At 68.0% G+C, this 23,354-nt stretch carries 19 protein-coding genes; 10 read left to right on the top strand and 9 right to left on the bottom strand.

Annotated features, from left to right (window positions below):
* Window positions 1-18: 18 nt before the first annotated feature.
* On the top strand, window positions 19-1,452 hold the full coding sequence (locus E4T13_RS01105; protein ID WP_137176397.1) for an NAD-dependent succinate-semialdehyde dehydrogenase: 1,434 nt from the start codon (window positions 19-21) through the stop codon (window positions 1,450-1,452).
* Between the two features lie 55 nt (window positions 1,453-1,507).
* On the opposite strand, the gene E4T13_RS01100 is transcribed toward E4T13_RS01105, so the two are convergent.
* Window positions 1,508-2,524 (bottom strand): aromatic ring-hydroxylating dioxygenase subunit alpha, encoded by a 1,017-nt coding sequence (locus E4T13_RS01100; RefSeq protein ID WP_137176396.1) that lies wholly within the window; start codon window positions 2,522-2,524, stop codon window positions 1,508-1,510.
* A 251-nt stretch (window positions 2,525-2,775) separates the two neighbouring features.
* Here E4T13_RS01100 and E4T13_RS01095 point away from each other — a divergent pair, with 251 nt between their 5' ends.
* Genes E4T13_RS01095 through E4T13_RS01085 form a run of 3 tightly spaced genes read left to right on the top strand, consistent with a single transcriptional unit; the run spans window position 2,776 to window position 6,348 of the window.
* Complete coding sequence (locus tag E4T13_RS01095; RefSeq protein WP_137176395.1) at window positions 2,776-3,594, top strand: creatininase family protein; 819 nt, start codon at window positions 2,776-2,778, stop codon at window positions 3,592-3,594.
* Complete coding sequence (locus E4T13_RS01090) at window positions 3,587-4,945, top strand: FAD-binding oxidoreductase (RefSeq protein WP_137176394.1); 1,359 nt, start codon at window positions 3,587-3,589, stop codon at window positions 4,943-4,945. Before E4T13_RS01095 ends, E4T13_RS01090 begins: the two co-directional genes overlap by 8 nt.
* Complete coding sequence (locus E4T13_RS01085; RefSeq protein ID WP_137176393.1) at window positions 4,942-6,348, top strand: FAD-binding oxidoreductase; 1,407 nt, start codon at window positions 4,942-4,944, stop codon at window positions 6,346-6,348. Before E4T13_RS01090 ends, E4T13_RS01085 begins: the two co-directional genes overlap by 4 nt.
* Before the next feature lie 29 nt (window positions 6,349-6,377).
* On the opposite strand, the gene E4T13_RS01080 is transcribed toward E4T13_RS01085, so the two are convergent.
* The 4 genes from E4T13_RS01080 to E4T13_RS01065 all read right to left on the bottom strand — a co-directional run bounded on the left by E4T13_RS01080 (window position 6,378) and on the right by E4T13_RS01065 (window position 10,341).
* Window positions 6,378-7,319, bottom strand: a complete 942-nt coding sequence (locus E4T13_RS01080) for an alpha-E domain-containing protein (RefSeq protein WP_137176392.1) — start codon at window positions 7,317-7,319, stop codon at window positions 6,378-6,380.
* Between the two features lie 5 nt (window positions 7,320-7,324).
* Complete coding sequence (locus tag E4T13_RS01075; protein ID WP_137177646.1) at window positions 7,325-8,803, bottom strand: circularly permuted type 2 ATP-grasp protein; 1,479 nt, start codon at window positions 8,801-8,803, stop codon at window positions 7,325-7,327.
* Window positions 8,804-8,991: 188 nt separating this feature from the next.
* Entirely contained in the window at window positions 8,992-9,621 is a 630-nt protein-coding gene (locus E4T13_RS01070) for a DUF1194 domain-containing protein (RefSeq protein WP_240790938.1), read from the bottom strand.
* Window positions 9,622-9,774: 153 nt separating this feature from the next.
* A complete protein-coding gene (locus tag E4T13_RS01065; RefSeq protein ID WP_137176391.1) occupies window positions 9,775-10,341 on the bottom strand; it encodes a nucleoside 2-deoxyribosyltransferase in 567 nt (188 codons plus the stop codon).
* A 122-nt stretch (window positions 10,342-10,463) separates the two neighbouring features.
* Between E4T13_RS01065 and E4T13_RS01060 the strand changes: the two genes are divergently transcribed.
* From E4T13_RS01060 to E4T13_RS01035, 6 genes are read left to right on the top strand one after another with little or no spacing between them, the layout of a single operon-like run.
* Complete coding sequence (locus E4T13_RS01060; protein WP_137176390.1) at window positions 10,464-11,267, top strand: alpha/beta hydrolase; 804 nt, start codon at window positions 10,464-10,466, stop codon at window positions 11,265-11,267.
* Between the two features lie 44 nt (window positions 11,268-11,311).
* Window positions 11,312-12,544 (top strand): ABC transporter substrate-binding protein, encoded by a 1,233-nt coding sequence (locus E4T13_RS01055; protein ID WP_137176389.1) that lies wholly within the window; start codon window positions 11,312-11,314, stop codon window positions 12,542-12,544.
* A gap of 53 nt (window positions 12,545-12,597) precedes the next feature.
* The gene (locus E4T13_RS01050; RefSeq protein ID WP_137176388.1) at window positions 12,598-13,521 is read left to right on the top strand and encodes a branched-chain amino acid ABC transporter permease; all 924 of its coding nucleotides are present in this window, start codon (window positions 12,598-12,600) and stop codon (window positions 13,519-13,521) included.
* A complete protein-coding gene (locus E4T13_RS01045; protein ID WP_137176387.1) occupies window positions 13,521-14,468 on the top strand; it encodes a branched-chain amino acid ABC transporter permease in 948 nt (315 codons plus the stop codon). The genes E4T13_RS01050 and E4T13_RS01045 overlap by 1 nt, the downstream gene beginning before the upstream one ends.
* Window positions 14,465-15,235, top strand: a complete 771-nt coding sequence (locus E4T13_RS01040) for an ABC transporter ATP-binding protein (protein ID WP_137176386.1) — start codon at window positions 14,465-14,467, stop codon at window positions 15,233-15,235. Before E4T13_RS01045 ends, E4T13_RS01040 begins: the two co-directional genes overlap by 4 nt.
* Window positions 15,229-15,948, top strand: a complete 720-nt coding sequence (locus E4T13_RS01035) for an ABC transporter ATP-binding protein (protein WP_137176385.1) — start codon at window positions 15,229-15,231, stop codon at window positions 15,946-15,948. The genes E4T13_RS01040 and E4T13_RS01035 overlap by 7 nt, the downstream gene beginning before the upstream one ends.
* Here E4T13_RS01035 and E4T13_RS01030 read toward each other — a convergent pair.
* The 4 genes from E4T13_RS01030 to E4T13_RS01015 form a co-directional block, all read right to left on the bottom strand.
* Window positions 15,939-20,558: a glycosyltransferase gene (locus tag E4T13_RS01030; RefSeq protein WP_137176384.1), complete on the bottom strand. Its 4,620-nt coding sequence runs from the start codon at window positions 20,556-20,558 to the stop codon at window positions 15,939-15,941. The genes E4T13_RS01035 and E4T13_RS01030 overlap by 10 nt on opposite strands.
* Complete coding sequence (locus tag E4T13_RS01025; RefSeq protein ID WP_137176383.1) at window positions 20,555-21,010, bottom strand: hypothetical protein; 456 nt, start codon at window positions 21,008-21,010, stop codon at window positions 20,555-20,557. The genes E4T13_RS01030 and E4T13_RS01025 overlap by 4 nt, the downstream gene beginning before the upstream one ends.
* Window positions 21,011-21,059: 49 nt before the next feature.
* Window positions 21,060-22,208, bottom strand: a complete 1,149-nt coding sequence (locus E4T13_RS01020) for a hypothetical protein (RefSeq protein ID WP_137176382.1) — start codon at window positions 22,206-22,208, stop codon at window positions 21,060-21,062.
* Between the two features lie 90 nt (window positions 22,209-22,298).
* Window positions 22,299-23,279: a class I SAM-dependent methyltransferase gene (locus E4T13_RS01015; protein ID WP_137176381.1), complete on the bottom strand. Its 981-nt coding sequence runs from the start codon at window positions 23,277-23,279 to the stop codon at window positions 22,299-22,301.
* Window positions 23,280-23,354 lie beyond the last annotated feature (75 nt).

Raw genomic sequence — 23,354 nt, 5'->3', positions numbered from 1 at the left:
AACCGTCAGGAGACACGAATGTACCCGGATACGCAGCTCTTCATCGACGGAACCTGGCGCGCGGCCCGGTCCGGCCGCACCCTGCCCGTCATCAACCCCGCCACCGAGGAGGTGATCGGCCAGGTCGCGCATGCCTCGAAGAACGACCTCGACGAGGCGCTGGACGCGGCCGCCAAGGGCTTCGCCGCCTGGAAGAAGGTTTCGGCCTTCGACCGCTCCAAGTTGATGCGCAAGGCTGCCGACATCCTGCGGTCCCGCGCCGACGAGACTGCAAGGCTGATGACGCTGGAGCAGGGCAAGCCGCTGCCCGAGGCGAAGATGGAGGTGATGGCCGCGGCCGACATCATCGACTGGTTCGCCGAGGAGGCCCGTCGTGCCTACGGCCGGGTCGTTCCGGCGCGCGGCGAGGGCATCTATCAGTTGGTCGTGAAGGAGCCGGTCGGGCCGGTCGCCGCCTTCACGCCCTGGAACTTCCCGATCAACCAGGTCGTGCGGAAGCTTTCGGCGGCCGTTGCGACCGGTTGCTCCATCATCGTGAAGGCGCCGGAGGAGACGCCGGCCTCGCCCGCCATGCTGGTGAAGGCGTTCGTGGATGCCGGGCTTCCGGCCGGCGTGGTCGGCCTCGTGTATGGCGTGCCGTCCGAGATCAGCGAGTATCTGATCCCGCATCCGGTGATCCGAAAGGTGACCTTCACCGGCTCGACGCCCATCGGCAAGCATCTGGCGGCGCTCGCGGGCGCGCATATGAAGCGCGTGACGATGGAACTGGGCGGCCATGCCCCGGCGATCGTCTTCGACGACGCGGACCTCGACTTGGCCGTGAAGACCCTCGCCGGCGCGAAGTTCCGCAATGCCGGCCAGGTCTGCGTCTCGCCCACGCGGTTCATGGTGCAGGAGAAGCTCTACGAACCGTTCGTCGAGAAGTTCGTCGCCCTCGCCAAGGGACTGAAGGTCGGCGACGGCGTCGCGGAAGGAACGCAGATGGGCCCGCTGGCACATGACCGTCGCATCCCCTGGGTCGAGGGCCTTGTGGCCGACGCCCGGCAGAAGGGCGCCGAGGTGCACACGGGCGGCGAACGGATCGGCAACAAGGGCTACTTCTATCAGCCCACAGTGATGACCGGCGTTGGCAAGGATGCGCGCATGATGAACGAGGAGCCCTTCGGCCCCGTGGCCATGATCGCGCCGTTCAAGGAGTTCGATGAGGTTGTGGAGGAGGCGAACCGCCTGCCCTTCGGCCTTGCTGCCTACGCCTTCACGCGGAGCGCCAAGACCGCGAATGCGGTCGCGGCGAAGGTCGAGACGGGCATGATGACGATCAACCATCTCGGCTTGGCGCTCCCGGAAGTGCCGTTCGGCGGCGTGAAGGATTCCGGCTACGGCTCCGAGGGCGGCTCCGAGGCGATCGAGGCGTATCTGAACACGAAGTTCGTCAGCCAGGCGGGATTGTAAGGCCCGGCCCACGGTCTCCCTCCCCCACATCGCGGGGGAGGGAGACGAGGATCCCCTACTCGGCGGCGGCCTTTCCCGCCGTTTCCTGCTCGCGCAGCAGGTTCAGCAGCATGCGGCGCATCATCACGCCGGGGCGGTCGCTCGGCATGTTCATCTCCACTCCGGCCTGGTCGAGCGGCACGTCCCAGTCGGTGCTTTCCAGGATGTCCCGGTCTTCCTCCGTCACCAGGCGGTCGAAGGCGATGATGTCCTCGGCCTTCGCATCCGCCTCGGTGTCGTTGCGGTAGACGAACTGCACGATCTGGCAGGACCGGTCGTCGATCGGCGTCGCGGCTGTGATGATGGAATGGCTCAGCCCGTTGGGGTAGCGGATGCGCAGCTTGCGCAGGAAGGGCATGTACCACCGACCGCGCATGTAGCGCACCGTGGTGTCGCTCTCCATGTTCAGCACCCGCTTCTGGATCTCCGGATTGCGAACCGGGACGTCCGTGACGAACAGGAACCCGTCCGCGAATTCCTCGAGGTCCGAGCGCGCCGGTTCGGGATGACCCTGATCGCCGAAGCTCGCGCGATGGACGAAGGCGAAGTGCGCGTTGTCGAAGCTGTTCTCCATCACGCGCAGGCCGGCGCAGTTCCAGACCTCGTAGAACTCGTCGATGCGACGGAAGCCCTCGGCCTCCTCCTCGAAATCGGGAATGTCGAACAGCGGATTGTCCAGCGCTACCCAGACGTAGCCGTAGCGCGCCGCAGCACGATACGACGGCACCCGCATGTTGGTTGCGCCCTGCTTGTCCACGGGCCGCTGCGGCACGCGCATCACGCGCCCGTCCGGGCCGAACTCCCAGCCGTGATAACCGCAGGCCAGCCAGCCGTTGCTGTAGAAGCCCTTGGAGAGCTTCGCGGTGCGATGGCAACAGCGATCATCCATGGCGACCGGCTTGCCCTCGCCATCCACCCAGAGGACCAGGTTCTGGCCCAGCAGCGTGAAGGGCTTCGGGCCATCGGCGAGATGCGCCAGAGGGATCACCGGATACCAGAAACGGCGCAGCATGGGTGTCGCGGTCTGCAGCATTGCGTCCTGCCCCCTCCAGATCGGCAAGCCTCGTCCGGCTCCAGGCTAGCAAGCGACAGACCAGCGCAAAGATGCTGTCACGAGCGCCGGCCGACGCGACTCTGCCGCGCAGAATGGCAGCCTGCCTATCGGCCGGGCGGTGATGGTCGGAACAGCAATGTTCAGGCCAGGCCGGGACCCTCGCCCGGCGCCGCAGGCTCGGATATCACCACAGGACACGCCCGGCACGGGACAACACCCAAGAGGTGCGCATGGCTCCGCTTCCCACCCGCTTCTGGCAGGACCTGCCCTGGCCCGCCTTCCGCAACCTTCCGGCCAACACGGTCGCCGTGCTGCCCGTGGCGAGCATCGAGCAGCACGGCCCGCATCTGCCGGTCTCGGTGGACACCACCATCAACCAGGGCGTCGTCGCCCGCACGCTGTCGGTGCTGCCGGCCGAGGTACCCGTGCTGGTCCTGCCCACGCAATGCGTCGGCAATTCCGTCGAGCATCTGCGATTCCCGGGCACACTCACCACCACGCCGGAGACGCTGCTCACGCTCGTCGCGGATATCGGCGCCAGCGTCGCCCGTGCCGGGGTGAAGCGGTTGGTGATCGTCAACAGCCACGGCGGAAATGTCTCGGTGCTCGACATCGCCGCCCGCAAGCTGCGGATCCTGCATGGGATTTTCGTGGTAAACGCCATGTGGGCTCGCATGGGAAAGCCGGAATCGCAGCGAGATCCCGTGGAGAGCACCTATGGGATCCATGCCGGCCGCGACGAGACCTCTGTCCTGCTGGCGCTCCGCCCTGACCTCGTGCGGATGGAGCATGCCCGCAACTTCGTCAGCCGTTGGCAGGGCGCGAGCAACATTGCCCCGCGCGTGTCGCCGGCGGCCGGCGCACCCCTCGCCTGGCAGGCACAGGATCTGAACCCCGCTGGCGCCGTCGGCGACGCATCCGCTGCGACCGCCGCGCAGGGCGAGGAGATCCTGGACTTCGCGGCGGGGAAGATGGCTGCTCTTTGGTCCGAGGTTGCCACCTTCGACGTGGAGGCGTGGCTCGCCAACGAGCCCGATCCGAATGCCTGACATCGCGGCACTCTCCGCCGAACTGTCGGGCATCGACCTGTCGGATGACCGCGCGCTGTTGCGGTTGAAGAGCCGTGACTTCTACTGGTACAGCCCGATTCTGAAGAAGCGGCTGGACGGCAAGGCCGCGGAACTGCTGGCGCGGCCGAAGAACGAGTCGGAGGTACTGCGCATCCTCACCGCCTGCCGCGCCCGGCGTGTTCCCGTGACGGTGCGCGGCGGCGCGACCGGGAATTACGGGCAGTGCGTGCCGTTGGAAGGCGGCGTGCTGCTCGACATGACGGCGATGGCGTCACCCATCGCGCTGGTCGATGGCGTGGTGGAGGTGGAGGCGGGGGCGAAGATGATCGACCTCGACCTCTGGTGTCGCGAGCAGGGGTGGGAGTTGAAGCTCTGGCCCTCCACCAAGCGCACCGCGACGATCGGCGGCTTCGTCGCCGGCGGCGGCGCGGGCGTCGGCGGCATCGCACATGGCACGATGCGCGAGCGCGGCAATTTCTACGGCGCGCGCGTGGCCACCATGCAGGACCCGCCGCGCATCCTGGACCTGGAGGGCGTCGCGGCGAACCCGGTCAACCGGACGTATGGCACGACCGGCGTGATGACGCGCATCAAGGTGCCGCTGACGCCGGCGCAAGCCTGGCGTGACGTGGCGATCGCCTTCGACGACTTCGTGCCGGCCAGCCGATTCGCACTGGAACTCGCTTTCTCAGACGGCATCCCGAAGAAGATGTGCGGCGTCTTCGACAGCCAGTTGCCGCCGTATTTCAAGGGCCTGGCCGAAGCGGTCCCCGCCGGCAACGCGCTGGCACTGGTCATGGTCGCACCGGCCGCGCTCGGCGCGCTGAAGGAGCTCGCCGCCGACCATGGCGGGCGGATCGTGGCCGAGCAGGATGCGGTGCAGGCGGAACGCGATGCCGAAGCAACGCCCTTCTACGAATACTGCTGGAACCACACGACGCTGCAGGTGCTGAAGAGGGACCGCGGCGTGACCTACCTGCAATGCCGCTTTCCCTTCGAGGACACGCTGAAAGCGTGCGAGGCGGTGCGTATCCGCTTCCGCGACGAGGTCTGGATGCACACGGAATGCGTGCGCTTCGGCGGCCGGACCACGATGTCCGCGCTGCCCGTGCTGCGGTGGACGACGCAGGAACGACTCTACGAGATCATCGCCGCCTTCGAGGCGGAGGGCATCGGCATCGCCAACCCCCATGTCCTCACGATCGAGGAAGGCAGCAACTACCGCCGCGTCCCGGGAGACCAACTCGGCTTCAAGCGGATGGCCGATCCGCTTGGCCTGCTGAATCCCGGCAAGATGCGCGACTTTTCCCCGCTGGAGACCACCGCATGACCGTGGCCGCCGTGACGCAGGCGCTTCCCGGCCTCGCCTGGACGACTGATCCGGCGCTGGTGCGGCAGAAGTCGCGCGACTTCTTCTGGTATTCGCCCGTGCTCAAGCGACAGCTCAACAAGGTGACGGGCGAGGCACTGGTCGCGCCGCGCGACGAGGCAGAGCTTCGCGCCGTGCTGGCCGCGGCCCATGCGCATGATGTACCGGTGACGGTGCGCGGCGCGGGCACGGGCAATTATGGCCAGGCGATGCCGCTGCGCGGCGGCATCGTGCTCGAGATGACCGGGTTCAATCGCGTCGTCTGGACGAAGCCCGGCGTGGTCCGCGCGGAGGCCGGCATCAAGCTGATGGACCTCGACGCCCATCTGAAACGCGAGATCGGCGGGGAGCTGCGTTTCCACCCCTCCACGAAGCGCACCGCGACGCTCGGCGGCTTCATCGCCGGCGGCTCCTCCGGCATCGGCAGCACGACCTGGGGCATCCTGCGGGAGCCGGGCAACATCCTCGGGCTCAAGGTGCTGACCATGGAGGCCGAGCCGCGCGCGCTGGAACTGCGCGGGCCCGACATCAACAAGGCCAACCACGCCTACGGCACCAACGGCGTCATCACCGAGCTCGAGATGCCGGTGGCGCCCGCATGGGACTGGGTGGACGTGGTCGTCGCCTTCCCCACGCTGATGGGCGCCGCGCGCTTCGCAGACAGCTTCACGCGGATGGATGGCGTGGCGAAGAAGCTCGCCTGCGTCGTTCCAGCGCCCCTGCCGCAGCTCCATTTCAAGACCTGGGGCAGGAAGGTGCCGCCGGGGCATTCGGTGGCGTGCCTGATGGTGGCGCCACCCTTCCTCGACCTGCTGCCCTCGCTCATCGCCTCGCATGGCGGTGCCGAGATCCTGCGCGAGCCGAGCGAGGCCGCCGAGGTGCCGCTCTACGAGCATTCATGGAACCACACCACGCTGCAGGTGCTGAAGACGGACAAGGGCATCACCTATCTTCAGACGCTGTTCCCCGCGCCGAACCACCTGGAGCTGATCGCGAAGCTGGAGAAGACATTCGGCGAGGAGGTGCTGCTGCACCTGGAGTTCGTGCGCTTCGGCGGCACGGTCTGCGCGTTCGGCCTGCAGATCGTCCGCTTCACTACGGAGGAACGCCTGGCAGAGATCATCCGCCTGCACGAGGAAGCCGGCGCGCCGATCTTCAACCCGCACACCTTCACGCTCGAGGATGGCGGCATGAAGCGGGTGGACCAGGATCAGCTCGACTTCAAGCGCCTGACCGACCCGAAGGGCCTGCTCAACCCCGGCAAGATGGCCGCCTGGGATGATCCGGCCTGGAAGCCCGGCACGTCGCAGAGCATACACCTGTATGAGACGGATTACGACGCGCCGGCCGAGGTGCTGGAATAGGGACGGATCCTGGCTGGCGGTGGCCGACCTCAGCCGTTCAGGTAGAGCGTCTGGATCGCGTTGCCGAGTTCGATGTTGCGGTCGATCTGCGCGGTGAGCCAATCGTGCAACCCGCGCGAGAGGATGTCCTCGACCCGGCCCTTCGCCAGCGCGTCGTTGATCTCCGCCGCAATGCGCTGCGGATCGCCCCGGCGGCCCCCCGTGCGGTCCGCGACGCCTTCCAGCGCGTGCAGCACGCGGCGATGGCAGGCGATCAAGGATCGCGGCAGTTCCGGACGGAACAGCATGAGTTCGACGATCAGGTTCGGCTGCAGCCGGGTATGATACAGCCACTGGAAGGAGCGCAGCGCGGAGACCGAGCGCAACAGCGCCTGCCATTCCGCGTATGCGAGGGCGCCTTCGGCATTCGGGCCGCTCAGGGCACGATGCTTGGCGTCCAGCAGGCGGGCGGTGTTGTCGGCACGCTCGAGCATCACGCCGAGATGCACGAACAGCCAGCCCTCGTCGCGCAGCATCGTGTCCGCAGCAGCACCGTTGAAATGCAGGGTGCGCGCGCGTACCCAGTCGAGGAAGCCCGGCAGCGCATCGGCGTCGGCCGCGGAGCCGGAGCGGGCGCGCATCTCCCGCCAAGTGTCGTTCAGGGCCTCCCACATGTCCACGGTAAGCGCGGTTCGCACCGCACGCCCATTGCCGCGCGCCGCTTCGATACAGTTGGCGATCGAGGACGGATTGTCGTTGTCCAGCGCGAGCCAGCCGATCACTGATTCCGGCTTCAGCGGCCTGCCTGCGGCTTTGAAGCCCGGCTCGGCGCCGGCGGCGACCAGCAGGTTCCGCCATTCGTCATGGACGCCGCCCAGGCTGCCGGCCAGGCCCGACATGCGCAGCGCCACCTGCATGCCGCGGGCGATGTTGCCGGCCCGCTCGATGTAGCGGCCCATCCAGAAGAGGCTGTCAGCAGTGCGGGAGAGCATCGGGGTCAGCTGCCCTGGCGTTGGGACTGGGACTGGCCCGGGGATTGCGACTGCGATTGCGATTGCGACTGCGACTGCTCGCCGAAGGCTGGCCCATCCTCCACGACCCAGGTGTCCTTGGTGCCGCCGCCCTGCGACGAATTGACCACCAGCGATCCCTCCCGCAGCGCCACACGCGTCAGGCCACCCGGTACGATGCGCACCTCCTTGCCCATCAGCACATAGGGGCGCAGGTCGACATGCCGCGGCGCTATTCCCTTCTCCGCCAGCGTCGGCACGGTGGACAGCGCCAGCGTCGGCTGGGCGATATAGTCCTGCGGCTTCGCGCGGATGCGGGCGGCGAATTCCGCCTGCTGCTCCGTCGTGCTGTGCGGCCCCACCAGCATGCCGTAGCCGCCCGAGCCGCGCGCCAGCTTCACCACCAGCTTCGAGAGGTTGGCCAGCACATAGGCCCGGTCCTCCTCGCGCTCGCAGAGAAAGGTCGGCACGTTCTGCAGCTTCGGCTCTTCGCCGAGGTAGAAGCGGATCATCTCCGGCACGAAGGGATAGATTGCCTTGTCGTCCGCGATGCCCGCACCCGGCGCATTCGCCAGGGTGACATTGCCCGCCTTGTAGGCGCCGAAGATGCCGGGCACGCCGAGCATGCTCTCCGGCTTGAACACCTTGGGATCGAGATATTCGTCATCCACGCGCCGGTACAGCACGTCCACCCGCTTCGGCCCGGCGGTGGTGCGCATGTAGACCACGTCGTCCTCGACGAAAAGGTCGGCGCCCTCCACCACCTCGACGCCCATCTCGTCGGCCAGGAAGCAGTGCTCGTAATAGGCGCTGTTGAAATGCCCGGGCGTCAGCACCGCGACGCAGGGCGGCCCCTTGCAGTTCGGCGGCGCGGCCTCCTTCAGCGTCTCCAGCAGCTCCTCGGGGTAGTGGCCGACGGGCGCCAGGCGGTGATCGGAGCAGAGCGCCGGGAACAGCCGCAGCATCGCCTCGCGGTTCTCCAGCATGTAGGAGACGCCGGAAGGCGTGCGGCAATTGTCTTCCAGCACGTAGAACTCGTCGGCATCGGTGCGCACCAGGTCGATCCCGGAGATGTGGCAATAGACGCCGGCCGGCGGCGCCACGCCGATCATGGGGCGGCAAAAGGCCTCGTTCTCGGTGATCAGGGCCGCAGGCACGCGGCCGGCCTTGACGATCTCCTGCGCTGCGTAGATGTCGGCGATAAAGGCGTTCAGCGCCTTCACGCGCTGCGTCAGTCCGAGGGAAAGCCTGTCCCATTCGCTGCGCGCCAGGATGCGCGGGATCACGTCGAAGGGGATCAGCCGCTCCGGGTCGCCGCCCTCGCCGTAGACGGCAAAGGTGATGCCGACGCGGCGGAACAACGCCTCCGCCTCGGTGCGCTTGGACGCCAGCGCCGCCACGCCATGCTTGGCGATCCAGCCGGCAATGCCGGCATAGGCAGCGCGTACGCCGGATGCGTCCTGCATCTCGTCGAAGGCGCGGGCGGGTTCGTTCGTGCCGATCTGGTTCACCTCAGGCGTGCACCTTCCCCGTCGTTCCTTCGGGTTTCGCAAAAACCCGCGCCGGTGGGAAGGGGCGAGACGCTTCGCAGATGCCAAGCGCGGTCCGACGATGCCGTTAGGCTGGCCTGCCTGCCCAATTCCTGGGCAAGCATCTAGCCGAAACCGCTGTTCCGCCCCGCCACTTCGCGGATCAGCTTGGCGCGCATCGCGCGGGCGAAGTCGCGCCGGTCCTCGGCCCGCACCACGAAGGCGCCAGGTCCGCCAATGACGTCACGCTCGTACAGCGCGGATAGCCGGCCATCGCGCCAACTGGACGAGGCCTCGATGGCCAGTCCGTTCACCACTACGCCCTGCGCCACCAGCGTGTCGCGCGCCACCGGTGCGGGCACCAGGCTGCGTATGTCCGGCCCATCGCCGGAGACGTCCACCGTGCGCTCCCCGGCCTGCCACGGCGCCGCTTGCAGCAGCGCCCCGGCATGCATCAGCGCATCGCCGATCGCGTTGAAGGATTGCCGGGATCGCGGCGCGTCCCGCATTGCCTGCGCTGCCGATTCGGCCGACGCTTGGTCGGACACGCGCTGCCATTCCACCACCGTGGCGGCGCCGCCCGGAGACCCCCATTCGACCATGGCGATGCCGATCGCGCCGCGCGGCCGAGACCGGATGGCCGACAGCACGGCAGGGTGGGACACCGCCTCCGCCAGCCCTTCCCGCTGAAGGGTGAACTCGTCGGGATCGATGGAGCCGGAAGCGTCCACGGCCAGCACCAGCAAAAGGTCCACGGCGCCATCCTGCGCCGCCATGGGTGCAGGTGCGGCAGCCAGTGCCGTTGCCGCAAGGATCGTACGCCGACGCAGTCGCGCCGGGCTTTCCTTCTCCGCCATGCCTGCTCCGATGCTTTGCCCTGCCTGTCTCGGCGGGCCGGCCACCGGCCGTCAACGGGAAAGCGCAGCCAGGGTCCGGACGCAGGTCTCGAACGCTGCAAGATCGGTCCAGCGGGCGGACTCCGGCACGTCGCGGCGCACGAAGATGCCGCCGGCCTCCTTGATGCCGCCATCGATCATCAAATTGTCGGCCAGGCCGAAATCCTCGACGGCCATGTCCATCCCGTCGCGCCAGCGGCCCTCCGCATCACGCCGCGCGGATCGGCCCAGAAAGCCCAGGTTGCGTGGCACGAAATCCGCCGCGACATTGCTGTAGCCGAGCACCAGTTTGCCAAGCGCCCGCATGAAGCCGAGCTCGTAGACCGTGCCGGCATCCGCCGATGGCCCGCGAAACGGCGTCAGGTTGGCGATCACCGCATCGGCGTCGCGCATGTGGGCCTCGTTGCGGCGGTAGATCCACAGCCAACGGGGCACTTCCGCTTCCTCCGGGTGCTGCGGATGCGCGTCCACGGGGAAGATGCCGGTCAGCCCATGCGCCGCGCAGAGCGAGCGCTTGCGTTCGGCCATGGTGATCGGGTCCGGGAGAAACACGTCTGGACCGGCAAGATAGACCTTCATGAACCGGGCTTGTGCCGGAACATGGGCGCGTGTGGAACGCCGGATCGCCTTTCCCGCCCAGGTTGATACCGTCGGACGCGGGAGGGTTGCGGTCCGGGGGGCGTCGGTACCCTATTCGCGGGATGGATCTGGAAGCAGAGTACAATAACCGCGCGCGTGTGCCGGGGCACCCGGCGCACATCGCCGCCTGGCAGCGGGACGCGGCCGCATGGCGTCAGGCATGCCCGCATGCAGAGCTCGACCTGGCCTACGGCAGAGGCCTGAGGGAGAGGCTGGACCTGTTCCACCCCGCACCGTCCGGTGAGGCGCCGCTCGCGCTCTTCATCCATGGCGGCTACTGGCAGGCGCTGGATCGCAGCTTTGCCAGCCACTGCGCTCGCGGCCTCAACGGCCAGGGGATTGCCGTCGCGGTGCCGTCCTACGATCTCTGCCCGTCCGTGCCATTGGAGGCCATCGTCGCGCAGATGCGCGCGGCTTGCCGTCTCCTGTGGCACCGCACAGGGCATCGCATCCTTGCCGCCGGCCACTCGGCTGGCGGCCACCTCGCGGCAATGTTGCTGGCGACCGACTGGCCTGCCTTCGACCCTGCCCTGCCGGAGGGACTGGTGCATGCCGCGCTGCCGATCTCCGGCGTGTTCGAACTGGAGCCGTTGCTTCGAACTTCCGTCGGCCCCGCCCTGCAGCTCACGCCGGCGGAGGCGCATGCACTGTCGCCGCGCTGGATGCCCTCGCCGGAACGACCGCTGCACTGCGTCGTCGGTGGCGCCGAGAGCGCGGAGTTCCTGCGGCAGAGCCGGGACATGGCCGCGGCCTGGGGCGGAAGCTTCGAAGCCCTGCCCGCCGCCGACCATTTCACGGTCGTCGCCCCGCTCGCGGATCCATCCAGTGGCCTCGTGGCCCGTGCAAAGCTGCTTGCGCTGGGATGATGTTTTAAGCTTAAAGCGTTTCCTGGAGACGGAGGAGGTCCAACATGACCGGTCAGTTGAACAAGCTCGGGCTCGATCGCCGCACCCTGCTCGGCGCCTCGACATTCGCGGCGGTGGGCCTTGCCCTGCCCGGCCTGGCCCGGGCCCAGGCTGCGCCGGTAAAGGTCGGGCTGATCTCGGTACTCACCGGCCCGCAGGCCGCACTCGGCACGCATCTGCGCGACGGCTTCCTGCTCGGCCTCAAGCATCTCGACAACAAGCTCGGCGGTCGCGCCGCCGAGGTGGTCGTGATTGACGACGAGTTGCGGCCGGATGCCGCGGTCACCAAGGTCCGCGCCGCCATCGAACGCGACCGCTGCGACATCATGGCGGGCGTTGTGTTCTCCAACATCCTCGCCGCCGTGATCCGGCCGATCACCGAGACCAAGACCTTCCTGATCGGCACCAATGCCGGCCCCTCCCCCATCGCCGGCCGCGGCTGCAACCCTTATTTCTTCGCCACCTCCTATGTGAACGACCAGAACCATGCGGTGCTGGGCGCGGCGGCGAACCAGGGCGTGGAGGTGGGCGGCCAGAACAAGGTCATCCGCCGCGTCATCATCATCACGCCGAACTACCAGGCGGGCCGCGACGCCGCCGCCGGGTTCAAGTCCACCTTCCAGGGCGAGGTGATGGACGAAATCTACGTGCCGCTGAACACCACCGATTTCTCGGCGGAACTGGCGAAGATCGCGGCGGCGCGACCGGAGGGCATCTTCACCTTCATGCCCGGCGGCCTCGGCGTGCAGTTCGTGCGGCAGTATCGCCAGGCGGGCCTCGACCTCCCCGTGCTCTCCGCCTTCACGGTGGATGAGGCGGTGCTGCCGGCGCAGGGCGAGGCAGCGCTCGGCCTCTACACCGGCACGACCTGGACACCGACGCTGCCGAACGAGCAGAACGCCCGCTTCGTCCGCGACTTCGAAGCCCAGTTCAACTACATCCCCGCCAGCTACGCCGCCCACGCCTATGACGGCGCGATGCTGCTGGACAGCGCCATCCGCAAGGTGGGCGGCAACCTCGCCGACAAGGCGGCGCTCCGCACCGCGATCGCGGCCGCCGATTTCCGCAGCGTGCGCGGCAATTTCCGCTTCGGCGCGAACCAGTTCCCGATCCAGGATTTCTGGCTCGCTCGCGTGGTGCGCCGCCAGGACGGCAAGTTCGAAACGCAGCACGTGCGCAAGGTCTTCGAGAACGCGGTGGACCCCTTCGCCGCGCAGTGCCGCATGCCGGCGATGTAAGGCTGGTGGCCCCGGCGACACGCGCCGGGGCCTTCGCTGCCGCCGGGGGGCGCATGAGCACCCACTTGCTGCTGATCCAGGGCCTCAACGGCCTGCAGCTCGGCATACTGCTGTTCCTGATCGCCGCGGGCCTCACGCTGGTCTTCGGCGTGATGGACTTCATCAACCTCGCCCACGGCGTGCAGTACATGATCGGCGCCTACCTGGCCGCCTGGATTGCGGCCGGGACCGGCAGCTTCTGGTTCGCGCTGCTGCTCGCCCTGCCGCTGGCGCTTGCGCTCGGCCTGCTGCTGGAATTCCTGGTCTTCCGACACCTGTACGACCGCGATCACCTGCAGCAGGTGCTCGCCACCTTCGGCGTGATCCTGGTGGTGAACCAGGGCGTGAAGCTGCTGTTCGGCGCGGCGCCGCTGCAGGTGCCCATGCCCGAACTGCTCTCGGGCGGCATCCCGATCATGGAAGGGCTGCTCTACCCCACCTACCGCATCGCCATCATCGTCGGCGGGCTCGCCACCGCAGGCCTGCTCTGGTGGCTGGTGGAGCGCACCAAGGTCGGAATGCTGGTGCGCGCGGGCGCGACCAACGCGCCGATGGTTGCGGCGCTCGGCGTAGACATCAACAGGCTCTTCATGATCGTTTTCGGCTTCGGCGCCATGCTCGCGGGCTTCGCCGGCGTGCTGGCGGCCCCGATCCTCTCGGTCGAGCCGGGCATGGGTGACAACCTGCTGATCCTTGCCTTCGTGGTCATCGTGATCGGCGGGATCGGTTCAATCCGCGGCGCCTTCATCGCGGCGCTGCTGGTCGGGCTGGTGGAGACGCTCGGGCGCTCGCTGATGCCGGACCTCATGCGGCTGTTCCTCTCGCCGTCGGAGGCCCGGCAGGTCGGCGCGGCGCTGGCCTCCATGCTGGTCTACATCGCCATGGCCGCAATCCTCGCCTTCCGCCCGGCGGGCCTGTTCCCCGTGCGCGCCGGCTGATGCTGCCCGCTGTCCGCGCCGAGGCGCCCGCCATCCTGCTGCTCGCCGCGCTTGCCGCAGCGCCCTTCCTCGGCTTCGGCGAAGGCTACATGCTGACGTTGCTGGCGCGGGCGATGATCCTGGCAATGGCTGCCGTATCGCTCTCGCTGCTGGTGGGCGGCGCGGGCCTGGTCTCGATGGGTCATGCGGCGATGATGGGCTTCGGCGCGTATGCCGTGGTGATCCTGGACGACATGGGCGTCACCGATGCCGCCATCGTACTGCCCACCGCGATCGCCGCGGCCGGAGCCTTCGCGCTGGCCACCGGCGCCATCGCCATCCGCACCTCTGGTGTCCATTTCATCATGATCACGCTGGCCTTCGGCCAGATGGCCTTTTTCACCGCAAGCTCGCTGGCTGGCTACGGTGGCGACGACGGCTACACGCTGTATTCGCGCTCCGATGTCCTCGGCTTGCGCCTGCTCGACGACCGCCTCGCCTTCCACTTCATCTGCGTCGGCGCGCTGGCACTGACTTGGCTGCTCGGCCGGCTGCTGCTGGCGTCGCGCTTCGGGCGCGTGCTGCGGGCAGCGAAAGGCAATCCGCTGCGCGCGCAGGCGTTGGGCTTCGACCCCTTTCCCTATCGCCTCACCGCCTATGTCATCGCCGGCGCCATGGGCGGCGCGGCGGGCTTCCTCTTCGCCAACGCCACGGAATTCGTGGCCCCGGCCTACATCTCCTGGCAGCGTTCGGGCGAGTTGCTGTTCATGGTGATCCTGGGTGGCGTCGCGGGGCTGCACGGCGCTCTGATCGGTGCGCTCGGCTTCGTGCTGCTCGAGGAGTGGCTGAGCCATCAGTGGGAGCATTGGCGCATCCTGTTCGGCGTGCTGTTGATCCTGGCGGTGCTGTTCCTGCCCAACGGGCTGTCCGGCATTCCCGCCCAGCTCGCCAGGGTGGCCAGGCGATGAGCGCGCCGCTGCTCGCGCTGCACGGCGTCCAGAAGCGCTTCGGCGGACTTGCGGTGACGGACGATGTCTCGCTCGACATCGCGCCCGCCGAGATCCACGCCGTCATCGGTCCAAACGGCGCCGGCAAGACCACGCTCATCAACGAGATCAGCGGCGTACTGAAGGTGGATGCAGGCCGGATCCTGTTCGGCGGGCAGGACATCACCGCGCTGTCCATGCCGCGTCGCGCGCGGCTGGGCCTGGCACGGTCCTTCCAGATCACGTCGGTGGTGAATGCCTTCTCGGCGCTCGAGAACACGGCGCTCGCGGTGCAGGCGCGCTCCGGCTCCTCCTTCCGCTTCCTGCGCCCGGCCGCGACCGAGCGCGCGCTGAACGAGGCGGCGATGTCGGCACTCGAGCAGGTCGGCCTGGCCGCGCGCGCAGAGACACCTGCCGGTGCGATGAGCCATGGCGAGAAGCGCCAGCTCGAACTCGCTATCGCGCTGGCCACGGAGCCGCGCCTGCTGCTGTTGGACGAACCCCTGGCTGGAGCGGGGCCCGAGGAGACGGAACGCCTGATCGGCATCCTCCGCGGCCTGAAGTCCCGCTACACCATCGTGCTCGTCGAGCATGACATGCAGGCTGTGTTCGCGCTCGCCGACCGCATCTCGGTGCTGGTCTATGGCCGCGTCATCGCTACTGGCACGCCAGACGCGATCCGCGCGAACCCCGAGGTCCGGGCCGCCTATCTCGGCGAGGACGAGGGCGCGGAGGCGATGCCGTGCTGAGGCTCGCGAACCTCTCGGCCGGCTATGGCGGCAGCCAGGTGTTGTTCGACATCTCCCTGGAGATCGGGCCGGGCGAGGTCGTCACGCTGCTCGGCCGCAATGGCATGGGCAAGACGACGACGATCCGCGCGCTGATGGGTCTGCTGCCCTCCGTCGGCGGTCGGATCTGGGGCGGCGAGGTGCGCGTGGATGGCGAGCTCGTCTCCGGCCAGCCGGCGCATCGAATCGCGCGCCGCGGCCTGGGCCTGGTGCCGGAAGGACGGCAGGTCTTCGCGACCCTTTCCGTCGAGGAGAATCTGGTCGCGACCGCGGCGAACCGCAGCGGCGCTGCAACGCCACGCTGGACGCTGGACCGTGTCTACGACTTCTTCCCGCGTTTGAAGGAGCGGCGGGTCAATTCCGGAAGCCGCCTTTCCGGCGGCGAGCAGCAGATGCTCGCGATCGGCCGCGCGCTGATGACCAATCCGCGCCTGCTCATTCTGGATGAGGCAACGGAGGGCCTTGCGCCCCTGATCCGCGCGGAGATCTGGTCCGTGATGGCGAAGCTGAAGGCCGAGGGCCAGGCAATCCTGCTGATCGACAAGAATCTCGGCGCCGTGTTGCGCCTCGCCGACCGCCATACTGTCATCGAAAAGGGCCGCACCGTCTGGACCGGCAGCAGCGCAGCACTGCAGGCCGCGCCGGAGGTGCGCGACACCTACCTTCAGGTCTGACCCCGCGAAATCGCCGCGAGGCGCAGCCCGAGAAGGCGCTCATCCGCGCCCTCTCCCGCCAGGCATGGCGAGGTCGCGCCATCCAGCAGCAATCGCAGATCGACGCTGCCATCCTCGCCGATCGCATCCGGCGGCACCGCGACCGTCAGTCGCGCCGCACGCCGCGCGGGCAGCATATGCTCCGACAGCACGCGTTCCCCGGCGAGGATCGTGAGCCGCACCTGCGCGGCGTTGCCCGCCGGATGCAGATTGGCGATGTCGAGTTCGAGCAGGACGGGCTCCGAAACCGCATCCGTCAGCCTGAGAGGCACACACGCGTCTCGGCCATTGCTCCATGTCGCGACGGGTTCCGGCGCATGCCAATCCGCACCGAGCGCGGCGAGCAGCGCCTCCGTCACGGCTTCTTCAACGTCTTCGGTCCGCAACCGGATCTCACCGCCCACCGGCAGATCCAGCCGCCGCCGTTCCGGCTGGACGCCGGGCAGACGCAAAGCGTAGGCGAGCAGGCCGAAGTCGATCGGTTCATCCGAGGCGCCGAGGCCCGCTTCCTTCGGCGAACGCCGCTCTTCCGCTTCCAGCGCGACAACGACCGGCTGCGCCCGCCCGCGCAGCGCCGCTGGCAGCGGCACCGCAATGGTCACCGGATCGGTCGCCGCGAGGTCGTATCGTGCAACGGGTTCGTCATTGACCCGCACCGCAAGCGCGAGCGGGGCGGCGGCCGTCGCGACGGGGCGGATGCGCAGGTCGAGCACCATGTCCGCAGCGGGATGGTCGAGAATCGTCAGTGCAAGCCGCTTCTGGTAATCTGTCGAACAGAAACCCCACGCGCCTGCGCTGCGCCATGCACCGTCCAGCGCCGGCCTTCCTTCCGGACGGCGCAGCAGGACATGCTGCTCTCCCGGGCGGAGGCGCTTCTGGCCGGGGCGTTCCATCTCGAAATAGCACCCGGCATCGGCGACGGCGGAGAGCGGTGCCAACGCCACCTGGGCAAGCCCGATACCGAGCCGGCGCGGATCCTCGGGGTTCGAGACCTCGGCCACAGCGGTCAGCGCGCGCGCGACGAAGTCCACTCGGATCGGCGACTCGGCCGCCGCAACCGGGGCCGGAACCAGGGCGTGGAAGAGCTGGAAGCCGCCACCTGAGACACGCCAGGCGGACACCGGCCGTCCGTTCACGACCACATCGAGGTCGTAGCTGGCCGAGCCGGCCGTGGGCACGGCGCGAAGATCCGCCAGCAGCAGCAATGGCTCCCGCACGGGCTCGCCCGGTTCGAAGCGCAGCGTCGCCGTGGTGTCGGCCGCCCAGCAGCCCCATTGCTCGAAGGGGAACCAGCCGGCCCAGCGGATGCGGGAGGCGGTGATCCTGTCGCCGAAGGGCACCACGGTGCCGAGCGCATAGGGCCGCGCCGGCCGCCGCGCCTTCGTGCCAGCCGCCAGGTGGTCCAGCAACTGCGCCGCCGCGCGATCCCACCCATGCGGGACATAGCCATCCACGATGCGCGACGCCGCAAGGTCGCGCGCCGCGGCGCTGCCCGCCAGGAAACGGATGCGCGCGGTCCAGGCGACCACGTCAAGCGGGTCGAGCAGTTCCACCAGCCCCGGCGCGATCTCGCGGATCGAGGGGATGTCGGCGGCGAGACAGGGCTTGCCGCGCCGCAGGCTTTCCGTCACCGGCAGCCCCCAGCCTTCCTGCAGCGAGGGATACGCGGTGAATAGGCACCGGTCGTAGAGCCAGGCCAGCGCGGCGTCGTCCACATCCTCCAGGATCAGCACGCGGCCTTCCAGCCTTGCGTCCTGGCGCAGCGCGCGCGCGAGCTCCTGCCCGTTCCAGGCGACGCCCCCAACCAGCACCAGCAGCGGGCAGCGTGGCCCCATCTGCTCCACGAGCTTCAGCCAGACGTCGTAGAGCAGCCGATGGTTCTTGCGCGCATGGAGCGCACCGACGCAAAGCACGAAAGGCCGATCGCCCAGCCGCTCCGCGATCTCGGCCGATGCCGTCCCGTCCGCGGCACGCCCGATCTGGCCGATCTCGTCGCCTTCGCGCAGCACCGCCACCGGCGGCAGGAACAGGCCGGGCACGCGCGCGGCGAAGGCCTCGACCTCCCGGCGCGTCGCCTCCGACACCGCGAGCAGCGCCTCCGCACCGTCCAGCAGCAGCGTCAGGTTGTGCTCGAAGACCGGCGCGTAGCCCTCGTTGAACCAGAAAGGGAAGCGCACGGGAATCACGTCGTGGATAAGCGGCGTCAGCCGGAGCCGCTGCGCGCGCGCGAAGGAGACCAGGCGCTCGACATACAGGGAATTCTGCATCCAGCCGCTGCCCGCGACGAACAACGGCGCGCCTTCCGGCAGTGGCGCGATCGGCAGCGGTGCCTCGTCCTGCGCCGCCAGAGCCTCGGCCAGCGTGCCGTCGCGCACCGCCTCGAAGGGCAGCTCGACGAAGCTGCGCGCGGTGTTGTTCCAGGCGACGAAACGCAGCGCCGCGTTGCCGCCGGCCTGCAGCGCCAACGCCAGGGCCGCCTCCACGCGCGCGATGCCCGTCCAGCGCCCCGCATGGTTCGCGCTGGTCGTGACGTCGAAGACGATGGGCAGGGCCTTCCGCCGCGCCGTCCGAGCCGTCGCGTGGCGCGACGCCGGCGGCGCCGCGCCACGCACCAGCGCCGCCTCCAGCGCTTCCGCGTACACCGCCTCGGTCGCGCGGCGGTGCGCATCCCAGCCATAGGTCTCGGCCACGAACGCCTGGCGCGCCGCCCGCGCCTCCACGCCCTCCTCCCACGCTGCCAGCACGGCTGCGCGCAGCGCAGCGGGATCGGCCGGGTCCGCGTAGCGGGCATGCGCGCCGAAATACTCGCGCTCCCCGGATTCGTCCGACAGCACCAGCGCCGCGCCGGCGGCGCCGGCCTCCAGCGCAGCGAGCGGCGCGCCTTCCGCCCAGCTCGGCAGGGCGAAGACCCGTGCGGCGGCAAAGGCGGAGGCCAGCAGCGGCGAATCCGGCTCCAGCCTGGGCAGGAGATGCACATCGGCATGCAGATGCCGCTCCAGCGCGGCGCGATAGGCGGGATCGGTCGCATGGCCGAGCAGCACCAGCGGCAGCCCGGTGCCGCGCAGGGCATGCACCAGCATCGCCTGGTTCTTCCGCGCCTCCAGCCGCGCGACGCAGAGCACGAAATCCGTCAGCCCCGTCGCTTCCCGGAACAACGCCGGGTCCGCCCCTGCGAAGCGCGCCGCATCCACGGGGTTGCGCACCACGCGCCCATGCGCCACGCGCGCCCCGATCCGCGCCAGCCGCAGCTTCTCCCGTTCCGAGAGCAGGATCAGCCGATCGCTCAGCGCCGCCATCTCGCGCAGCGCGGCATGGAAGCCGGGCGCCGGCTCGGTCGGCGCCTGCGCCCCGGCCCGCCGCCGCGCCAGCCGCGCCCGGAAGGCGACGAGCGCCGCATCCGTCTCCGCACCCGGCTCGGCCTCGGCAAAGAGCCGCGGCAGCTCCCCGCCCCACGCATCGCCGAGGCCGTGGTCCAGCAGGATGGGCGAGAACACGACCGCCGCCCCCGAGCGATGCGCGCGCCGCACCGCATCCGGTGCCGACCAGGGCGGCCAGGAGTTGAACACATGCACCAGGTCCAGCCCCGAGAACCCCTCGGGCGCCGGATGGTGGCGGAGTTCGGCCTGGATGCCGGTCTCCGACAGTTCCCGGGCGAGGCGGGGCGCGCGCACGCTCGGCCCGCCCCGGGCCTCCCGCTCATTCCCATGGAGGATCAGCCCGACGCGGCGCGGCTGAAGGCGGCGCGCCGGCGGCACGCCAAGCGCCAGGCCATGCCGCCGCGCCAGGTCGTGGAACAGCCGGTCATGCGCCGCCGCCCATTCATCCCACCCCTGCCCCAGCACCGCATCGCGGCGCGCGCGCTTCTGCGCCAGGCAATCCAGCAGCACCCGGCGCAGATCGGCGGCGTCGCCGGCCTGGTATTCCAGATGCGGGTAGTCCGGCACCCAGCCGATGGCGGGCGCGATCACCGGCGTGCCGCAGGCCAGCGCCTCGATCACGCACATCGGCCCGCCTTCGTAGAGCGCCGGCACCAGCACGTAGTCGAGGCTGCCATAGAGTGCCGGCAGCGCCTCCTCCGGCACGGCCTGGCCGGGCTGCGGCCAGCCGCCCCCGGTGAAGACCCACTCGATCTCCGGGATGTCGCGGAGCTGTTCGACGAGATGCTCGCCCTTGCGCCCGGTGTGATAGGTCCGCCCGATCACGCCGACGCGCAGCTTCGGCGCGAAGCGCGCCGGATCGACGCCGGGCGCGATGACGGAGACCGGCTCCACCCCCGCGTCCCGCAGCAGGCCGGCATAGAGGGCCGACTGGCACACGCAGTGATCCACATCCCGCGCGACGGCGAAGAAGGCGTCATGTGCTGCGCCATCGGGTTCCAGATGAGTGAAGAAGGCGAGTTCGACCGGGGAGAGCCGGCGGCCGCGGCAGGAATAGGTGATGTAGTACTGGATCGCCGCATCCCGGCGCGGCCCGTCCCCGAACGCCACATAGGGCAGGCGCGAGGCCGTTTCCGCGGCAAGGGTCTCGAGGATCCAGCCGCGGTCCGAGGTGACGATGTTGACGAAGGTCATCCCGCCCGAGGATCAGGCGGTGCGGGGCGGAATTGCAGGGAAAGCAGCCTTGCGCCCAGCACGCGCGTGTCCTGCGTGCCTGGCGATGTCGGGCGCGCCGCGTCGGGCGCATCGAGCGTCAGCACGTTCCCCTTGCGTCGGAGGAGGTGCCAATCGAAACGCCGCAGCAGCACGCGGCTTCGCGTGAGCAGGACCGATCCCAAACGATAGCCGTTCAAGTAGACGAGTACATTCTGCCCGGCCTCACGCGGCGCGCCGCAATACGCGTCGAGTTCGACGATCAGTTCGGCCTCGGGCGTGCCACAGCGCGAGGGTGACTCGAAATCGAAGATGACCTCGCCGAAGCGGCCGACCTGCCAGATGAAACCGTTCTCCGGCGTCGAAAAGCCATTGAAGCCGACGTCGAGGCTTGGACCGTCCCGGAAGTCCAGGAAGTTGTCCCACGTGAACATGCGACGCGATCGGTCCATCGGCGGATAGCGCGACCCAGACAACGTCGTGTCAAGATCGCGCGCCGGCCGGAGCGGCCGTGCCAAGCCGCACGGCCCGGCCGAGCGCCTCCGCGAGTTCGGCGATCCGTCCGAGGAGCGCTTCCTCACCCAGGGGAATCGGGCCCTCTGGCTGCCCCTGACGCGCCGCGAGTTCGCGGATCAGCGAAATGAGGTCATGTGCCGTCAGTTGGACTCGGACGTTTTCGTCGCCGGGCTTCGGGCTTGAGCTTGCAAGGACACGACGGTTTTCGAAATGGCGCTGTTCAACGTCCCTGTTCTCGCGCTCGAAGGCTCGGACAATTCCCAGATGCAGTGCCCGAGGAAGCCGGATCCGCTCGCCGCTGCCATGCACGCTCAGTGTTTCGACGACATCATCCCAACTCTCAACGCGGAATCGATGGCGGCCCAGGACGTTCATGCGACGAACGATCTCTGCGGTTTGACGGTTGAGAGAAGCATTGACGCTACGCCGCCGCGGATAGGGAATTTCGTCGGGCACTCCCGTCACACGTCGCATCTGTTCGACGGCGTCTATGCCCTTGGCGCGCAGTTCGTCGAAGCTGTAGACGCGCATCGCAGAAGCGCCAAACGCTACGCGCCACCGGTCTATGACAGCCGCAAAGCTCAGATAGGGCAGCAACTCCGGCAACTGGATCTGGTCGAGATGGCGCGTTTCGCCTCCCTTAATTGTCGTGGCGTACCAGGATGCAGCCATGTCCACTTGGTTGCGAAGCATGACGTGAACCGCCAGTTCGCGGACGTCGATCCGACCCAGCATGTCCGCGACATTGCGGACCTCGGAGATGGAGCGCAGCCGCGAGGAGAGATGCTCGCTCGAGATCACCGCAATGGTAGCACGATGCTCGGCGAGTTCCTGCATAAAGCTGCCGGCAAGCCGATCGCGCATCATGGCTCTCGACTCGCCGGCCTGCCGCGGCGACAGTCGGGTCATCTCGGCATCGCTGTCGTCGAGTTGCGCTGCAGCAGCGAGGCCAGCGTGGTTGTCGAACTCTGGCCGCGGCCGGAAGGTCATGGGATAAAGCAGCCCAGTGCGAAGAAGGCCGGGTTGCGACTTCGCAAAGAACAGCTGAACACTCGACGTGCCGGTTTTTTCCAGGCCGATATGGAGATGCAATTTTTCGAGCTTAACCGGCATCATCTTCCCGAGTGTTCACCCAAAGACGCTAGGGCCGCCGGCTCTCGACAGGCAAGGCATATGAATGTCATCGCCCATCGTAAGCCCGCCGTCTCAGTTACGAACCTTGCCAACGGTGCCGTTCTCTCCAACTTTCTGCGCCAGGAACGTGTTGGAGATCCAATCGGGCTGCCCAGTAGCTGTATCTTCCATCACTTCCAGAACTCGACAGCCACCTGCCGTAAGTATTTCAAAAACATCGGCCTGGGGCAACACGTGCATCTCGATCTCGGCTGGCGCACTAGCAAGATACGTCTCGGGATCGAACCTGTATCGCGCGCTGTAAGTCGGAACTTGGAAGAACAAAATGGCGCCTGGATTTGCTTTTTCAACAATTTTTTCTAGCACAACGCGCTGCACGGGCGGGGGATTATGTTGAAGAACAATAACAGAAAAGAAAAAATCGAATGGTTGAATTCCGTTGTAGCCAGTGATATCTTTTAGGAGATGGAATGATGCATTTTTGATGCCAAATTCCTTGGCATGATACTCCGCAAGGGCAAGATTCCCAGGCGATATGTCGTAACCATGGACATGGGCAAACAGACCCGCCAACTGCACCGATACCCGTCCCACACCGCACCCTAGTTCTGTGCAGGTGCCGTTCTCAACAAGCTCAAGGCGGTTTCGGGCCAATGCCGCGCGAACCAGATCGAGGTTGCGTTCGCCGGTGCGGAAAAAATCCTCCTTGTTTTCTTCGAAGGCTCCAGCCTTGAACCGGGGATTGGTCAAGACCGACCAGTAAGGCTCGGCCTCACCCAACTTGGTCCACTCAGCCTGAATGCGCTCGAACATTCGCCGCATCGCATCGGGCTCAGCCGTGCTGGAGCTTATCGGATTTAGTGCAAGACGAAGTGCACCGACGACCTTAGTTGTCATTGCAAACTTCTGCCGGAACTCTGGCGACTGCAACAGGATCTGTCGAAGCGCTTCGATACTTTCGTGTGATCGATGCAACTCATAGATCCGGTCGTTTTCTGGTTCGCGGCCAAGGATAAGGCGCCACGCCGTACGTATCTCATCGTCTGTCAGCATCAGCGGCCTCCTGGTCCCGCACAACCCTCGGTAATCGCGTGCCTGTCTGCAGGCGCGACGTCAACCGGGCCGGGT

It is taken from the genome of Roseomonas sp. AR75 (genome assembly GCF_005222815.1).
Taxonomy (GTDB): domain Bacteria; phylum Pseudomonadota; class Alphaproteobacteria; order Acetobacterales; family Acetobacteraceae; genus Falsiroseomonas.
Note: the sequence above shows the minus strand (reverse complement) of the source record. Positions and strands in the feature narration are given on the sequence as shown.

What these genes read in the sequence shown, in the direction of transcription:
- E4T13_RS01100 (WP_137176396.1), bottom strand. Translation starts at nt 2,524, where the DNA reads ATGCTGCAGACCGCGACACCCATGCTGCGCCGTTTCTGGTATCCGGTG.
- E4T13_RS01025 (WP_137176383.1), bottom strand. Translation starts at nt 21,010, where the DNA reads ATGTTCACGTGGGACAACTTCCTGGACTTCCGGGACGGTCCAAGCCTC.
- E4T13_RS01090 (WP_137176394.1), top strand. Translation starts at nt 3,587, where the DNA reads ATGCCTGACATCGCGGCACTCTCCGCCGAACTGTCGGGCATCGACCTG.
- E4T13_RS01065 (WP_137176391.1), bottom strand. Translation starts at nt 10,341, where the DNA reads ATGAAGGTCTATCTTGCCGGTCCAGACGTGTTTCTCCCGGACCCGATC.
- E4T13_RS01080 (WP_137176392.1), bottom strand. Translation starts at nt 7,319, where the DNA reads ATGCTCTCCCGCACTGCTGACAGCCTCTTCTGGATGGGCCGCTACATC.
- E4T13_RS01075 (WP_137177646.1), bottom strand. Translation starts at nt 8,803, where the DNA reads ATGCAGGACGCATCCGGCGTACGCGCTGCCTATGCCGGCATTGCCGGC.
- E4T13_RS01020 (WP_137176382.1), bottom strand. Translation starts at nt 22,208, where the DNA reads ATGATGCCGGTTAAGCTCGAAAAATTGCATCTCCATATCGGCCTGGAA.
- E4T13_RS01015 (WP_137176381.1), bottom strand. Translation starts at nt 23,279, where the DNA reads ATGCTGACAGACGATGAGATACGTACGGCGTGGCGCCTTATCCTTGGC.
- E4T13_RS01045 (WP_137176387.1), top strand. Translation starts at nt 13,521, where the DNA reads ATGCTGCCCGCTGTCCGCGCCGAGGCGCCCGCCATCCTGCTGCTCGCC.
- E4T13_RS01030 (WP_137176384.1), bottom strand. Translation starts at nt 20,558, where the DNA reads ATGACCTTCGTCAACATCGTCACCTCGGACCGCGGCTGGATCCTCGAG.
- E4T13_RS01095 (WP_137176395.1), top strand. Translation starts at nt 2,776, where the DNA reads ATGGCTCCGCTTCCCACCCGCTTCTGGCAGGACCTGCCCTGGCCCGCC.
- E4T13_RS01055 (WP_137176389.1), top strand. Translation starts at nt 11,312, where the DNA reads ATGACCGGTCAGTTGAACAAGCTCGGGCTCGATCGCCGCACCCTGCTC.
- E4T13_RS01060 (WP_137176390.1), top strand. Translation starts at nt 10,464, where the DNA reads ATGGATCTGGAAGCAGAGTACAATAACCGCGCGCGTGTGCCGGGGCAC.
- E4T13_RS01085 (WP_137176393.1), top strand. Translation starts at nt 4,942, where the DNA reads ATGACCGTGGCCGCCGTGACGCAGGCGCTTCCCGGCCTCGCCTGGACG.
- E4T13_RS01040 (WP_137176386.1), top strand. Translation starts at nt 14,465, where the DNA reads ATGAGCGCGCCGCTGCTCGCGCTGCACGGCGTCCAGAAGCGCTTCGGC.
- E4T13_RS01105 (WP_137176397.1), top strand. Translation starts at nt 19, where the DNA reads ATGTACCCGGATACGCAGCTCTTCATCGACGGAACCTGGCGCGCGGCC.
- E4T13_RS01050 (WP_137176388.1), top strand. Translation starts at nt 12,598, where the DNA reads ATGAGCACCCACTTGCTGCTGATCCAGGGCCTCAACGGCCTGCAGCTC.